12 protein-coding genes are annotated in these 14,544 nt (G+C 72.1%); 11 read left to right on the top strand and 1 reads right to left on the bottom strand.

Annotation, left to right across the window (positions count from 1 at the left end; all coding sequences use genetic code 11):
* Nucleotides 1-28 precede the first annotated feature (28 nt).
* The 11 genes from EUA98_RS02355 (at nucleotide 29) to EUA98_RS02405 (ending at nucleotide 13,873) form a co-directional block, all read left to right on the top strand.
* Nucleotides 29-1,141 carry a PhoH family protein gene (locus EUA98_RS02355; protein WP_130101061.1) on the top strand — a complete coding sequence of 371 codons (1,113 nt, stop codon included), beginning with the start codon at nucleotides 29-31 and terminating at the stop codon, nucleotides 1,139-1,141.
* A complete protein-coding gene (gene ybeY / locus EUA98_RS02360; RefSeq protein ID WP_130101062.1) occupies nucleotides 1,138-1,590 on the top strand; it encodes an rRNA maturation RNase YbeY in 453 nt (150 codons plus the stop codon). Before EUA98_RS02355 ends, ybeY begins: the two co-directional genes overlap by 4 nt.
* Nucleotides 1,587-2,918, top strand: a complete 1,332-nt coding sequence (locus tag EUA98_RS02365) for a hemolysin family protein (protein WP_130101063.1) — start codon at nucleotides 1,587-1,589, stop codon at nucleotides 2,916-2,918. The genes ybeY and EUA98_RS02365 overlap by 4 nt, the downstream gene beginning before the upstream one ends.
* Complete coding sequence (era, locus tag EUA98_RS02370) at nucleotides 2,915-3,805, top strand: GTPase Era (protein WP_130101064.1); 891 nt, start codon at nucleotides 2,915-2,917, stop codon at nucleotides 3,803-3,805. Before EUA98_RS02365 ends, era begins: the two co-directional genes overlap by 4 nt.
* A gap of 23 nt (nucleotides 3,806-3,828) precedes the next feature.
* Entirely contained in the window at nucleotides 3,829-5,322 is a 1,494-nt protein-coding gene (locus EUA98_RS02375) for an alpha/beta hydrolase family protein (protein ID WP_130101065.1), read from the top strand.
* Between the two features lie 59 nt (nucleotides 5,323-5,381).
* Complete coding sequence (locus EUA98_RS02380) at nucleotides 5,382-6,899, top strand: outer membrane protein assembly factor BamB family protein (RefSeq protein ID WP_130101066.1); 1,518 nt, start codon at nucleotides 5,382-5,384, stop codon at nucleotides 6,897-6,899.
* Nucleotides 6,900-7,032: 133 nt separating this feature from the next.
* On the top strand, nucleotides 7,033-8,790 hold the full coding sequence (gene leuA / locus EUA98_RS02385) for a 2-isopropylmalate synthase (RefSeq protein WP_242511225.1): 1,758 nt from the start codon (nucleotides 7,033-7,035) through the stop codon (nucleotides 8,788-8,790).
* Nucleotides 8,787-10,502: a GGDEF domain-containing protein gene (locus EUA98_RS02390; protein WP_130101067.1), complete on the top strand. Its 1,716-nt coding sequence runs from the start codon at nucleotides 8,787-8,789 to the stop codon at nucleotides 10,500-10,502. The genes leuA and EUA98_RS02390 overlap by 4 nt, the downstream gene beginning before the upstream one ends.
* A gap of 166 nt (nucleotides 10,503-10,668) precedes the next feature.
* The gene (locus tag EUA98_RS20160; protein ID WP_242511226.1) at nucleotides 10,669-12,258 is read left to right on the top strand and encodes a methyl-accepting chemotaxis protein; all 1,590 of its coding nucleotides are present in this window, start codon (nucleotides 10,669-10,671) and stop codon (nucleotides 12,256-12,258) included.
* Between the two features lie 59 nt (nucleotides 12,259-12,317).
* Nucleotides 12,318-13,049 carry a DNA repair protein RecO gene (gene recO / locus EUA98_RS02400; protein ID WP_130101068.1) on the top strand — a complete coding sequence of 244 codons (732 nt, stop codon included), beginning with the start codon at nucleotides 12,318-12,320 and terminating at the stop codon, nucleotides 13,047-13,049.
* Entirely contained in the window at nucleotides 13,049-13,873 is an 825-nt protein-coding gene (locus EUA98_RS02405) for an isoprenyl transferase (RefSeq protein ID WP_130101069.1), read from the top strand. The genes recO and EUA98_RS02405 overlap by 1 nt, the downstream gene beginning before the upstream one ends.
* A gap of 62 nt (nucleotides 13,874-13,935) precedes the next feature.
* Here EUA98_RS02405 and EUA98_RS02410 read toward each other — a convergent pair whose 3' ends face one another.
* Nucleotides 13,936-14,514 carry a DedA family protein gene (locus EUA98_RS02410; RefSeq protein ID WP_130101070.1) on the bottom strand — a complete coding sequence of 193 codons (579 nt, stop codon included), beginning with the start codon at nucleotides 14,512-14,514 and terminating at the stop codon, nucleotides 13,936-13,938.
* Between the last annotated feature and the right edge of the window lie 30 nt (nucleotides 14,515-14,544).

Genomic DNA, 14,544 nt, shown 5'->3' on the forward strand with positions numbered 1-14,544 from the left:
GGAGAACTCAGGCCGCACCGGCCGTCCCATGGCAGAGACCACACCCGCACGGCGCACCCCCGGTGGTTCGCCCGCGCGCGTCGAGCACCGGATCACCATCCCGTCCACCGTTGCGATGGTCTCCCTGCTGGGGCTCGGCGACGAGGTCCTGCGGGCCATCGAGGACGGTTTCACCGCCGTCGACGTGCACGTCCGGGGAGACGAGATCACCCTGGCGGGTCCCGCCGGCGAGGTCGCGCTGCTCGCCCGCCTAATCGAGGAGCTGACCGAGGTCGCCGCGGCCGGCACGCCGCTCACGGCCGACGTCGTCAGCCGCTCGGTCGCGATGCTGACCGCGCCGGCCGGCACCCGGCCCGCCGACGTGCTGACCCTGAACATCCTCTCCAACCGCGGACGCACCATCCGGCCGAAGACCACCGGCCAGAAGGAGTACGTGGACGCGATCGACCGGCACACGGTCACCTTCGGGATCGGGCCGGCCGGGACCGGCAAGACCTACCTCGCGATGGCGAAGGCGGTGCAGGCCCTCCAGTCGCACCAGGTGAACCGGATCGTGCTGACCCGCCCGGCGGTGGAGGCCGGCGAGAAGCTCGGGTTCCTGCCCGGTGGCGTGAGCGAGAAGATCGACCCCTACCTGCGACCGCTGTACGACGCGCTGCACGACATGGTCGACCCGGACTCGATCCCGCGGCTGATGGAGGCCGGCACGGTCGAGGTCGCGCCCCTGGCCTACATGCGCGGGCGCACCCTCAACGACGCGTTCATCATCCTCGACGAGGCGCAGAACACCTCGGCGGAGCAGATGAAGATGTTCCTCACCCGCCTCGGCTTCGGCTCGAAGGTCGTCGTCACCGGCGATGTGACGCAGGTCGACCTGCCGCACGGGACGGCCTCCGGCCTGCGGGTCGTCGAGGAGATCCTCGAGGACGTCGACGACGTCGCGTTCTGCCGCCTGACCTCGACCGACGTCGTCCGCCACCGCCTGGTGAGCGACATCATCGACGCCTACGCCCGCTGGGACGTGGCGCCCGACGGCCCCGCCCGGTCCGGCGACCACCGGAGCCACGGGCGGGACGGGCGAACCGCCCGCCGACCCGAGCCCCGCACCGATACCCGACCTGAGACGAGAGAAGCCCGATGAGCGTCGAGGTCAACAACGAGTCCGGCTACGAGACCGACGAGGCCGAGTTCGCCGCGCTCGGGCGCTACGTGCTCGACCAGATGCGGGTGCACCCCCAGACCGACCTGTCGATCCTGCTGGTCGGCACCGAGGTGATGACCGAGCTGCACGTGCAGTGGATGGACGAGCCCGGACCTACCGACGTGCTCTCGTTCCCGATGGACGAGCTCCGGCCCGGGCTCGACGGCGAGATCACCCCCGCCGGTCTGCTCGGCGACGTCGTGCTGTGCCCCGAGGTCGCGGCCCGGCAGGCCCGCGAGGCCGGTCACTCGACGATGGAAGAGCTGCTGCTGCTCACCACGCACGGCATCCTGCACCTGCTCGGCTACGACCACGAGGAGCCCGAGGAGGAGAAGGAGATGTTCGCGCTGCAGCGCCAGCTGTTGCTCACGTTCCTCGCTGGCCGATGAACGCTGCCCCGATCGGGCTCCTGGTCGCGCTCGCTGCTGCGGGGATCGTCCTGGCCGCGCTGCTCTCCGCGGGCGAGGCCGCGGTGCTGCGGGTCACCCGCTCGGCCGTGAGCGATCTCGTCGTCGAGGGCCGGCCGCACGCCGACCGGATCCGTCGACTCGTCGCCGCGCCGGCCCGCACGGCGGCCACGGCCGCCTTCGTCCGGCTCGTGGCGGAGATGACTGCCACCACCTGCATCACGCTCGGGCTCGCGTCCGGGTCGCTCGACTGGTGGCAGGTGCTGCTGCTCTCGGTGCTCGTCTCGGGGCTGGTCGCGCTCGTGATCGTGCGGATCAGCCCGCGCATGCTGGGTCGCAACCATCCGCTGCAGGTGCTCGTCGCGCTCTCGGGCCTGCTCGCCGTCGTCGTCCGGCTGCCCATCGGCAAGCTCGCCCCGGTGGCGCGCCGCACCGGCGAGGTCGACGAGGACGAGCTGCGCGACATGGTCGACCGGGTGAGCGAGTCCGAGGGGATCGAGGACGACGAGCGGGAGATGTTCCGCTCGGTCTTCGAGCTCGGCGACACGCTCACGCGCGAGGTCATGGTGCCGCGCACCGAGATGATCACGACGTCGGCGACCTCGCCGCTGCGCAAGGTCCTCGCGCTGCTCGTGCGCTCCGGCTACTCCCGCATGCCGGTGATCGGCGACTCCGTGGACGACCTGCTCGGCGTCGTCTACCTCAAGGACGTCGTGCGGCGGCTGCAGGACGCGCCCGGCCAGGCGAACGACCCGGTCGGCACGGCCCTGCGACCGGCGGTGTTCGTGCCGGAGACCAAGCCCGTGGACGACCTGCTCCGCGAGATGCAGTCCAGCGCGTCCCACATCGCGATCGTCGTCGACGAGTACGGCGGCATCGCGGGTCTCGTGACCATCGAGGACGCGCTCGAGGAGATCGTCGGTGAGCTCACCGACGAGCACGACCACTCCGGTCCGGAGGTCGAGGACCTGGGGGACGGGCGCTTCCGGGTGCCCGCGCGGCTGCCGGTCGACGAGCTCGGCGAGCTGTTCGACCTCGACCTGGACGACGACGACGTGGACACCGCCGGCGGGCTGCTCGCCAAGGCGATCGGCAAGGTCCCGTTGCCGGGCTCCGTCGGTGACATCCACGGTCTGCACCTCGTCGGTGATCGCGTGGAGGGCCGCCGCAAACAGCTCGCCACGCTCATCGTCGCGCTGACCTCGCCGGTCACCGCCTCAGGATTCGGCGGGTCGTCCGCCTCGTCCGCCTCCGTACCTTCCACTTCCTCCTCCCACGATCGCCCTGACCTGCCTGGAGCCTCGAGATGACTGACTTCCGATCCGGATTCGCCTGCATGGTCGGGCGGCCCAACGCGGGCAAGTCCACCCTGACCAACGCCCTCGTCGGGCAGAAGGTGGCGATCACGTCGGAGCGGCCGCAGACGACGCGGCACACGATCCGCGGCATCGTGCACCGGCCCGACGCGCAGCTCGTGCTCGTCGACACCCCCGGGCTGCACCGCCCGCGCACTCTCCTCGGGGAGCGGCTGAACGCGCTCGTGCGCGACACCCTGACCGAGGTCGACGTCGTGGTCTTCTGCCTCCCGGCCGACCAGAAGGTCGGCCCCGGCGACCGCTACATCGCCGCGCAGCTGGCCCAGGTCAGCTCGCCGGTGATCGCGGTCGCGACCAAGGCGGACCTCATCGGCCGGGGCCGGCTCGCGGAGCACCTCCTGGCGATCTCCCAGCTCGGCGAGTTCGCCGACATCGTGCCGGTCTCGGCGGTCGACGGGTACCAGGTCGAGGTGCTCACCGACGTGATCGTCGGGCACCTGCCCCCCGGGCCGGCGCTGTACCCGGACGGGGAGCTGACCGACGAGCCCGAGGTCGTGATGGTCGCCGAGCTCGTCCGCGAGGCGGCGCTCGAGGGCGTGCGCGACGAGCTGCCGCACTCGCTCGCCGTCGTCGTCGACGAGATCGTGGCCCGCGAGGGCCCCACCCCCATGCTCGACGTGCGGGTGAACCTCTACGTGGAGCGCGACAGCCAGAAGGCGATCATCATCGGCAAGGGCGGTGCGCGCCTGCGCGACGTCGGCAGCGAGGCCCGTCGCGGCATCGAGGCGCTGCTGGGCACGCGGGTGTTCCTCGATCTGCACGTGAAGGTCGCGAAGGACTGGCAGCGCGACCCGAAGCAGCTCGGACGCATGGGCTTCTAGGGGTCGCCCCCTAGGATGCGCGGGTGCTCTTCCGAACGATTGCCACCAGCGCCATCGGCGTCATCGCGCTCGCCGTTGCCGGGGCGACCATGGGGCCGCAGTGGGACCCGGTCGCCCTGACCGACCCCCTGATGATGGAGAGCTCCTCGACCGTCATCGGGGGACCGGTGGACGCGACGCCGGTCGGCACGTACGAGGTCACCACGCGGGTCGTGCCGGTCCAGCTCGACGGGACCGTGATCGAGGCGCAGATCAGCACGCCGGTGGGTGCGCCCGCCGGTCTGCCCGGGATCGTGTTCGTGCACGGCGCCGGTACCGGGGCGTACGTGCAGGCGTTCAAGACCCAGGCGCACGCGCTGGCCAGCGCGGGCGTCGTGACGATGGTCCCGAACAAGCGCCTCGACACCTACTCCAACCGGCACCGTGACTACGTCCAGATGGCCCGCGACTACGAGCGTTCGGTCGAGGTGCTCCGTGCGGTCGAGGAGGTCGACCCGGACCTCGTCGGGGTGTACGGGGAGAGCGAGGGGGCCTGGATCGTCCCGGTGATGGCGGCCGACCACCCGGTGCTCGCGTTCGCCGCCCTGATCTCCGCCCCGGTCGTCCCGCCGCGCGAGCAGGCGGCCTTCGCCGCCGACTCCTACCTGCGCAACACGGGCGTGCCGCAGGGGGTGTTCCGCGCCATCCCACGCGCCGTCGGGATGGCGTTCCCGGGCGGTGGCTTCGAGTACGCGGACTTCGAGGTCACGCCGTACCAGCAGCGCATGGCGCAGCCCACCTTCGTGGCCTACGGCACGGGCGACGCGTCGATGCCGACCGTGCAGGGCGCCCAGCAGATCATCACGGACCTGGCGGTGGCGGGCAACGACCAGGTCACCGTCCGGTACTACGCCGACGCCAACCACGGCATCCGGGTGGACGGTGAGATCTCCGCGGACTTCGTCCGGGACCTCTCCCGGTGGATCGACGGCCTGCCGGCGACGGCGACGGCCGCACCCCAGGTCGCCGGTGACCAGCCGCACCAGACCTTCCGGGCCGAACCCGTGCCCACGCCGCGGTGGTTCGGGGACGGCAACACCGTGCTGAACACCGTGCTGGGGGCGTGCGGCGCGATCGTCGTCGGCGCGGGGGTGTGGCTGTGCGCGCGCCTGCTGCGCCGCCGCGGCACGGGGTTCGCCGTCGGTCTGGGCCGACCGCTGTTCTGCCTCGGGCTCGGGTCCGTGCTCACCGTGGCCGGGCTGGTCTGGTACCTGTTCGCGATCACCAAGCTCGCGCTCGACTACGACCAGAACCCCTGGGTCGTCCAGGGCGGGTGGATCGGGGTGCGGCTGCTCGGGATCGCCACCGTGGTCGCCGGCGCCGTGCTGGTCAACCGCCTCGACGACGTGCGGGGCGATCCGGACCGTCAAGCGGTCCAGGGAGTTCCCGCCGTGGCCTCCCTCGCTCTGGTCAGTCTCGGATCGGTCGTGCTCCTCGTGATGCTCGCGTACTGGGGCGTGTTCCAGCTCGGGATCTGACCCGGCGAGGGTCCGTCCGGGAGAGGTAGCAGCGGGCGACCGCGCGTACCGTCGAAGACATGGCGCGGGGCCAGCTCCAGCAGGTCCACCTGATCGAGGTCACCGAAACCGACCGGGACGACCGCGCGCGCACCCGTCCCGACAGCGCCGCCGGTGCCGATCGGTCGGACCTGCGGAGCCGGCTGATCCGCGCCGCGCGACGCTGGTGGGTCGTCGCCGTCGCGTCGGCCACCGTGCTCGCGCTCGGCCTGCTCGTGTCCGGGCTCCTGGCCCGCCAGCGCGCCGACCGGCTCGCTGCCCTGCCGGGAGTGCTCGCGCCGCTGGACCGGTCGCTGCCCGAACGGTGGCGGCTGCCGGCCTGGGGGTGGGGCGAGCTGGCCGCCGTCGGCGACGACGACCTCCTCGTGTTCGGTCGCGACGCCCGGGGCGCCGTCCGGGCGACGTTGGTCGACAGCGCCACCGGCGAGCAGTCCTGGTCGGCGTCGTTCCCCGAGGTGACGGCGAGCGGCAGCCTCCGCTGCATCTCGCTGCCCGACGACGACGCGCGCGTCGTGTGTCACGTCGTGACGGGCGCGTGGGTCGCCGCCCCCGGGGCGGGGGACTCCGGTGCCGGGGACGTCGGGGACGAGGTGGCCGAGCCGGCGCGGCTGGTCGTCCTGGCCACGGCGACGGGACGGCGGACGGCGACGCACTCGCTGCGCAGCGACAACTCCGCGATCGCCGCTGCCGGATCGGACGTGGTCGTCACCGAGGTGCTCCCGGACGGGCGGGCGTCCGTGGCGCTCCGGGACCCGGTCTCGGGCCGGGCCCGGTGGTCCTTCCGCAGCCCGGCGGTCTTGCGGACGCCGTCGGCGGGACCCGCGTGGCTGTACCCGGTCGTGCAGCACGGGGTGGTCATCGCGAACGGCCCGGTGACCTGGGCGTTCGCGCTCGACGGCACCGTGCTGGGCGAGTGGCACCTCGAGGGGGGCGACTGGGCCGTGCGTGGCGGGTGGGGGCTGGACGTCACGGTGCTGGCCGACGGGCGGTTCGCCGTGGGGGAGGCCGGTGGGGTCGGCCTGAGCGACGAGGACTACGGCACGGTCTCCGCGACGGACGCGCGCGACGGGTTCGCGATCCCCGGGCCGATCCTGGAACCTTTGGTCGACGACGGCTCGGCGGGCGATGTGCTGCTGACGGCACCGGCGGACCGCGGCGGGATCGTCGCCCTCGACGCCGCCACCGGTGAGGTGCTGTGGGCGGCCGGCGCGGCGTCGTGGGGGAGTGCGCTCGTGCTCGACCGGCGGGTGATCGTGGTCGCCGGGCGGGGGCTGGAGGCGTTCGACGCGCGCAGCGGGCTGATGCTCTGGACCGTGGACATCCCGATGGGCAACCACGCCAAGCTGGTGCTCACCGACGGGCGGACGGTGCTGGTGCCGCGGTTCGACCCGGACCGGGGCGCGGTCCTCACCGCGGTCGATCCCGCGGACGGCCGCGAGCAGTGGACCGCAGCGCTGCCTGCCCGGGTGAGCCGTCTCGACGTCGTGCAGGGGCGACTGATCGTCACCACGGGACGAGACCTCGCGGCTGTGGGCTGACGTGTAGGCTTGACAGGTGGATTCATCCAGGCAGCGACTCCTTCTTCGTCGCCGCGACGAGGTCTGACCCGGCCGGTCCCTCGTTGCGGTGGTCGTCGCGCCCCGGCCGATCCGACGAATCGAAGGAAACCCGATGAGACACGACTCGCAGGTGCGCGCCGCGCAGCAGCCCACCGCCATGCCGATCCACAAGTACCGCCCGTTCGCCGGGCTCGACGGGTACGACCTGTCGGCGCGGACGTGGCCCTCGCAGACGATCACCCAGGCGCCGCGGTGGCTGTCCACCGACCTGCGGGACGGGAACCAGGCCCTCATCGAGCCGATGGACCCGCGCCGCAAGCGCCGCATGTTCGACCTGCTGGTGCGGATGGGGTTCAAGGAGATCGAGGTCGGGTTCCCGGCCGCGAGCCAGACGGACTTCGACTTCGTGCGGTCGATCATCGACGACGGCGCGATCCCCGACGACGTGACGATCTCGGTGCTGACCCAGGCCCGGACGGACCTCATCGAGCGGACGGTGTCCTCGCTGATCGGTACCCCGCGGGGGACCGTGCACGTCTACAACGCGACGGCCCCGGTGTTCCGCGAGGTCGTCTTCCGCAACGACCGCGGCGCGACGAAGGACCTGGCGATCAAGGGGACCCAGGACGTCGTCGACTTCGCCGAGAAGCTGCTCGACGACCAGACCGTCTTCGGGCTCGAGTACTCGCCGGAGATCTTCACCGACACCGAGCTCGACTTCGCGCTCGAGGTCTGCGAGGCGGTGATGGACGTCTACCAGCCCGAACCGGGCCGGGAGATCATCCTCAACCTGCCCGCCACCGTCGAGCGCGCGACCCCGAACACGTACGCCGACCAGATCGAGTGGATGAGCCGCAACCTCACCCGCCGCGAGCACATCGCGATCTCGGTGCACCCGCACAACGACCGCGGGACGGCGGTCGCGGCGGCCGAGCTGGCGATGATGGCCGGCGCCGACCGCGTCGAGGGCTGCCTGTTCGGCCAGGGTGAGCGCACCGGCAACGTGGACCTCGTGACGCTGAGCCTGAACCTGTTCAGCCAGGGGGTCGACCCCCAGCTCGACCTCTCGGACATCGACGAGATCCGCCGCACGGTGGAGCACTGCACCCAGATGGACGTCCACCCGCGGCACCCCTACGGCGGGGACCTGGTCTACACGTCCTTCTCGGGGTCCCACCAGGACGCCCTCAAGAAGGCGTTCGAGGCGCGCGACGCCGAGGCGGCCGCCGCGGGCATCACGTCCGACGAGCTCATCTGGGCGCTGCCGTACCTGCCGATCGACCCGAAGGACGTCGGCCGCACCTACGAAGCCGTGATCCGGGTGAACTCGCAGTCCGGCAAGGGCGGCATCTCGTACCTCATGAAGAGCGAGCGGAACCTGGACCTGCCCCGCCGGCTGCAGATCGAGTTCTCCCGCGCCGTGCAGGCCTTCACCGACACGTCCGGCAGCGAGGTCACCGCGGACGACCTGTGGACGATCTTCTCCGACGAGTACCTGCCGGTCGGTTCGGGCAGCGAGCTCGAGCAGTGGGGCCGGTTCGCGCTGCGCGGCACGCGCGCGTCGAGCGGCGGGGACGGTCCCGACACGCTCAGCGTCGACCTGACCGACGGCGATCGTGCGCTCACGCTCGAAGGGGCCGGGAACGGCCCCATCGCGGCGTTCGTGGACGCCCTGACCACGGTCGGGGTCGACGTGTCCGTGCTGGACTATGCGGAGCACGCGCTCTCCGAGGGCGGTGACGCCACCGCGGCCGCCTACGTCGAGTGCTCGGTCGGCGACAAGGTGCTCTGGGGGGTCGGGATCGATCCGTCGATCACGACGGCGTCGCTCAAGGCGATCATCTCGGCGGTCAATCGCGCCGAGCGGTGACCGTGGTTCCGGGCCTCGATGTCCACCAGGTGGGCATCGAGGCCCGAACTCCTCACCCCAAGGCCTCGGTGGTCGATGGGCCCGGCGTGATGGGGGCATCGGGTCAGGGGGCTACCGACCGGCATGCGGTCGTGCTGGTGGGCGAGTTCGGGGTCTACGACGCCCTGAGCGACGTCGCGCACTCGGCCTACCAGGACGGCGACACCCCCGGGGCCATCCTCATGTGCCGGGCGCTCGAGACGCTCGCCGTGGCGGTCGGGGACGCCCAGACGCTCCGGTACGCGCTGTACATCCGGGGCCTGGCCGCGAACGAGCTCGGTCGCGGGGACGAAGCCTCGGACTGCGCCGAGCAGCTCCTCGTGCTCGCGCGGGACGACCTGCGCACGTACTGGCAGGCCAAGGCGCTCGCGCTCAAGGCCAACGCGCACTCGGGGCGCGGTGACAGCGCCGGTGCGCTCGACCTCCTGGCCCGCGCCTCGGTGATGCTCGGGGTGCTGGACGGGCGCGACTACAACCAGGTCTCGGCGAGCGGTGCGATCGCGCTGGCGCTGCGCCGGGTGGACCTGTTCGAAGCCAGCGACAAGCAGCTGCGCCAGATGATCGGGCTGCTGCGACCGTGGGACGCGATCACGATGGTTGCGGACTCGCTGCACACGGTGGCCGAGTGGGGTCTGGCCCTGCAGGTGATCGGCGACACCGCCGCGGCGGCGCAGCAGTTCGTGGTGTGCGCGTCCCGGGCCGCCTGGCTGCGCCGGCTCGTCACCCAGACCGGGCGTTGCGCGTTCGACACCTTCGCGGTCACAGGTGAGGTCTTTGCCGCGACGATGCTCGGTGAGACGCAGATCGCGCTGGACGTCATCCCGCAGCTCCTCACCCGGGACGAGCTGCGCACCGAGCGGGTGGAGCGGCTCCTCGCGCACTTCGCCCTCGCCACCGCGCTGGTCGAGGTCGGCCGGTTCGACGAGGCGCAGGACCACCTGCTCAAGCTGCGCGAGATCGCCGTCGACGAGCGACGCACGACCTGGATGACCATCGCGGATGCGGCGCTGATGCGGATGTACGTGCGTCAGTTCGGCGATCACCCGGCGGTCAGCCGTTCCTTCGCGATGTACCAGCGTCTGGCGGTGAGCCAGTGGTCCGAGCGCGAGGCCCGGTTCGACAACCTCCAGAGCCGGGTGCGCGTGCACCGGCTGATCGAGGAGGGGGCGCAGATCACGGAGCTCAGCCGGCAGGACGCGCTCACCGGTGCGAGCAACCGGCGCGTGCTCGCGGACGTGCTCGACGGCCCCCTGGTGCCGGTCTCGGCCGTGTTCGTCGACGTGGACAACTTCAAGTGGGTCAACGACTCCTTCTCGCACGTCGTCGGCGACCAGGTGCTGGTCCGGCTCGTCGAGCTCCTGCGGACGGCCTCGCGCTCCGAGGACCGGATCGTGCGCTACGGCGGGGACGAGTTCCTGGTCCTTCTCGACCCGGTCACGACCGGGTCGGTCGTCGCGGCGGAGCGGGTGGCCCTCGGGCTGGCGAACCGCATCCTGCACGTGGTCCGGTCCCACGACTGGGCCGTGCTCTGCGCCGGGCTCGCGATCACGGTCTCGGTCGGGGTCGTCTCGAGCGTCGACCCGGCCGACCTGCTCACGTCGGTGAGCGCGGCGCTGCACGAGGCGAAGGAGTCCGGGCGGGACCGGCTCGTGGTCGGGGACCCGCGCCTGTAGGACTCTGAACGATCGTTCAGATTCCGGGGCGGCGACTTCTCACATCTCTGGGTACCGCTGCCGATCTGGCTCCCAGATGATCACCTGCTCGCGCGGCGGCGGTGACTCATACCGTGGTGCGTTCTGCGCCAGCGGGAACCAGTCGCTGATGAAAGTGGTCCAACGAATGAGCTGGAATCTTGGCCGTAAGAGCGCGGTGGCGCTCGGCGGGCTGGCGCTCGTGCTCGCGGGTGTGGATGGGTTCGTGCTCCAGCAGGCGCTGGGAGCCGAACGCACCGTCCGCGACTTCCGCACCGAGACGAGCGTGCTGCAGACGGCGGTGTCGCACCTGCGCAGCGACTTCTTCGCCTACGACGGCGCCACGAACATGTACATCCTGGTCGGCGCGACGGGCGGGGCCGCGGGCGCCGAGCTCGCGGACGTGACCTATCAGCAGGCGGTCGCGTGGGCCGCGCAGGTCGACGACGAGTACGACACCCTCAACGCCTTGGCGGCGGGCACCGACCTCGAACCGGTCCTGGTCGAGCTGCGCACCGCGATCGACGGGTACGACAGCTTCTTCGCCCAGGGGTACCAGGAGTTTCTCGCCGGCGAGTTCGTCGAGGCCGCCGACACGGTCACCGCGAAGAACGTCGACGTGAGCGACTCGATCGGCGCGCAGCTGGACACGATCCAGGCGACCGTCGACGCGCGCACCGGGGAACAGCTCACCGCGCTCGAGGACGGCCAGCGCAACCTCGTGCTCGTCTCGGCCTCGGTCCTGGTGCTCACGGTCGTCCTCCTGGCCGGACTCGGGCAGGTCTTCAACCTCGGCGTCCTTCGTCCGATCGGTCGGTTGCGCCGGGAGATCGACGCGGTCGACGGCGACCTCACCACGCGGGTCCACCAGGGCCGCGACGACGAGATCGGTGCGCTCGCCGCCGCGTTCAACACCTTCGTGGGAGCGCTCCACGACGTCGTCCTGCGGGTGGCCAGCAGCGCCGCGGAGCTCGGCACGGCATCGACCCAGCTCTCCGGGGTGTCGCAGCAGATCGGGGTGAGCGCCCTCGAGTCCTCGAGCCAGGCCGACGTCGTGGCGGCCGCGGCCGAAGAGGTGTCCCGGAACGTCCAGACGGTCTCGGCGGGTGCGGAGCAGATGGGTGCGTCCATCCGGGAGATCGCCCAGAACACGTCCGAGGCCGCGCGGGTCGCCGCCGGCGCGGTCCTGATCGCCAGCGAGACCAACGACCGGGTCGCCAAGCTGGGCCAGTCGAGCACGGAGATCAGCGACGTGGTCAAGGCGATCACCTCGATCGCGCAGCAGACGAACCTGCTCGCGCTCAACGCGACCATCGAGGCGGCCCGGGCAGGCGAGGCGGGCAAGGGCTTCGCGGTCGTCGCGCACGAGGTCAAGGAGCTCGCCCAGGAGACCGCGCGGGCGACCGAGAGCATCACGGTGCGGATCGCGAGCATCCAGGCGGACACCGCGGGCGCGGTGGCGGGCATCGCGCAGATCGGTGACGTGGTGGATCGGATCAACGACTTCCAGACCACGATCGCCAGCGCGGTCGAGGAGCAGACCGCGACGACCAACGAGATGAGCCGGTCGGTCACCGAGGCCGCCGCCGGCAGCACCGCGATCGCCGCGAACATCGTCGGGGTCGCGCACGCCGCCCGAGCGACCACGGGCGCAGTCGAGGAGAGCCAGCGAGCCGGCCGTGAGCTGGCCCGGGTGAGCGGTGAGCTCCGCGAGCTCGTCGGCCAGTTCCGGGTCTGACCGGCTGCCGCGGGCGTGGGGCGTGCCCCGATGTCACCGGCGCAGGGAACAATGGCCCCGTGAGCCTCTACCGCGACGAGGGGATCGTGCTGCGCACCCAGAAGCTGGGTGAGGCCGACCGCATCGTCACCCTCCTGACGCACACCCACGGCAAGGTGCGTGCGGTGGGCAAGGGCGTGCGCCGCACGTCGTCGCGGTTCGGCGCGCGCCTCGAGCCGTTCATGGTCGTGGACCTCCAGCTGCACGCCGGACGCAGCCTCGACATCGTGACGCAGGTCGAGACGATCCACGCGTTCGCGCGGCCCATCTGCCAGGACTACGCGATGTACACGGCGGGCACCGCGATGCTGGAGACGGCCGAGCGGCTGGTCGAGGCCGAGGGCGAACCCGCACCTGCGCAGTTCCGGCTGCTCGTCAGCGCCGTCCGGGCGCTGGCCGAGGGTGCGCACTCGCCGAGCCTCGTGCTGAACTCCTACCTGCTGCGCGCACTGTCCATCGCGGGTTGGGCTCCGAGCTTCACGGACTGTGCCCGGTGCGGCGCGCCCGGGCCGCACCGCTCGTTCGCCGTCGCGCAGGGCGGCGCCGTGTGCGGGGTGTGCCGCCAACCCGGGGCGACCTCACCGGCCCAGGAGACGTTCGCCCTGCTCGCCGCCCTGCTGAGCGGTGAGTGGGGGACGGCCGACGCGAGCGACGAGCGTCATCGTCGCGAGGCGGACGGGCTCGTGGCGGCCTTCCTGCAGTTCCACCTCGAGCGTCAGCTGCGCTCGCTCCGGCTCGTCGAGAGGGTCTGATGGCGCGCGACCGCACGAGCGAGGGGGGCCGTTCCGAGCGGACCCCGCACGTCGTCGTCCCCCCGCCGCCGCACCCCTCGGGTGCTCGGCCGCCCGCCATCCCGCGCGACCTCGTCCCGCAGCACGTCGCGATCGTGATGGACGGCAACGGGCGGTGGGCCAACGCCCGCGGCCTGCCGCGGACGGCGGGGCACGAGGCGGGGGAGGCCGCCCTGCTCGACGTGGTCGCCGGGGCGATCGAGATCGGCGTCCGGCACGTGTCCGCGTACGCGTTCTCGACGGAGAACTGGAAGCGCTCGCCCGACGAGGTGCGCTTCCTCATGGGCTTCAACCGCGACGTGCTGCGCCGCCAGCGCAACGTGATGAACGACTGGGGGGTGCGGGTCCGCTGGGCGGGCCGGCGCCCGCGGCTGTGGCGCTCGGTGATCAACGAGCTCGAGGAGGCCGAGCGCCTGACCCTCGGCAACGACGTGTGCACGCTCACCATGTGCGTCAACTACGGCGGCCGTGCCGAGGTGGCCGACGCCGCCAAGGCCATCGCCCGGGAGGTCGCCGCGGGGCGCCTCGACCCCGAGAAGGTCACCGAGAAGACCGTGGCCGCGTACCTCGACGAGCCGGACCTGCCCGACGTCGACCTCTTCCTGCGCACGTCCGGGGAGCAGCGCACGTCGAACTTCATGATCTGGCAGGCGGCCTACGCGGAGTACGTGTTCCTCGATGAGCTGTGGCCCGATGTCGACCGACGCTCCCTGTGGCGGGCCGTGGAGACCTACGCCCGTCGCGACCGTCGTTACGGCGCGGCCGTCGACGCGCCGGGAACCTGACGCCCCACGACACCGCCCGGCGACACCGCCCTGCGACACCGCCCGGCCGCAGCAGGGCGGGGTCAGCGGGGGTCGTCGCGCTGCGCGGCGAGCAGGGTGATCGGCGCGAGCCGCTCGGCCTGGCGACGGCGCCGTACCAGGAGCGCCCCGACGCCGACGAGCACCACCAGGGCCGTGACGGCGAGCGCCCACGGCGAGCCCGCGGCGAGCGCGACCGCCCCGTAGAACGCCGCGAACCCGACGGTCGCGTAGATCAGGGCCCAGGCCAGGCAGCCGGGGAGCATCGCGACGAGGTACCGCGAGAAGCGCATCCGGGTCAGGCCGGCGGTCGCGTTGACGGCGGTCTGGATCCCGATGGTGAAGAAGCTCAGCGTCACCGCGACCGGGCCCCAGCGATGCAGCAGTGCGGTCGCCCGCCGTCCGCCGGGGCCGTGCGACCAGCGCTCGACGGCGGCGGCGAAGCGGGCCCAGCGGCCCGCGGTCGGTCGGTGGCCGGCACGCAGCCGCCGCGTGCTGGCTGTGACAGCGCGCCCGAGCCAGTAGGTGCCCTGCGCGCGGCCGAGGACGATGACGAAGAGCGCCGCGACGAGCGCGGGGAACGTCAGCGTGTCCAGGCCGAGGACCGACGGGATCGCGTCCATGTCAGATCTCAGCGTGCGCCGCGGGTCCGC

The sequence above is a fragment of the Pengzhenrongella frigida genome, assembly GCF_004168625.1.
Lineage (GTDB): Bacteria > Actinomycetota > Actinomycetes > Actinomycetales > Cellulomonadaceae > Pengzhenrongella > Pengzhenrongella frigida.

Bases quoted from the DNA above. Each gene is read 5' to 3' on its own strand.
- EUA98_RS20160 (WP_242511226.1), top strand. From the start codon at position 10,669: ATGAGCTGGAATCTTGGCCGTAAGAGCGCGGTGGCGCTCGGCGGGCTG.
- leuA (WP_242511225.1), top strand. From the start codon at position 7,033: ATGAGACACGACTCGCAGGTGCGCGCCGCGCAGCAGCCCACCGCCATG.
- EUA98_RS02410 (WP_130101070.1), bottom strand. From the start codon at position 14,514: ATGGACGCGATCCCGTCGGTCCTCGGCCTGGACACGCTGACGTTCCCC.
- EUA98_RS02365 (WP_130101063.1), top strand. From the start codon at position 1,587: ATGAACGCTGCCCCGATCGGGCTCCTGGTCGCGCTCGCTGCTGCGGGG.
- EUA98_RS02355 (WP_130101061.1), top strand. From the start codon at position 29: ATGGCAGAGACCACACCCGCACGGCGCACCCCCGGTGGTTCGCCCGCG.
- EUA98_RS02380 (WP_130101066.1), top strand. From the start codon at position 5,382: ATGGCGCGGGGCCAGCTCCAGCAGGTCCACCTGATCGAGGTCACCGAA.
- ybeY (WP_130101062.1), top strand. From the start codon at position 1,138: ATGAGCGTCGAGGTCAACAACGAGTCCGGCTACGAGACCGACGAGGCC.
- EUA98_RS02405 (WP_130101069.1), top strand. From the start codon at position 13,049: ATGGCGCGCGACCGCACGAGCGAGGGGGGCCGTTCCGAGCGGACCCCG.
- era (WP_130101064.1), top strand. From the start codon at position 2,915: ATGACTGACTTCCGATCCGGATTCGCCTGCATGGTCGGGCGGCCCAAC.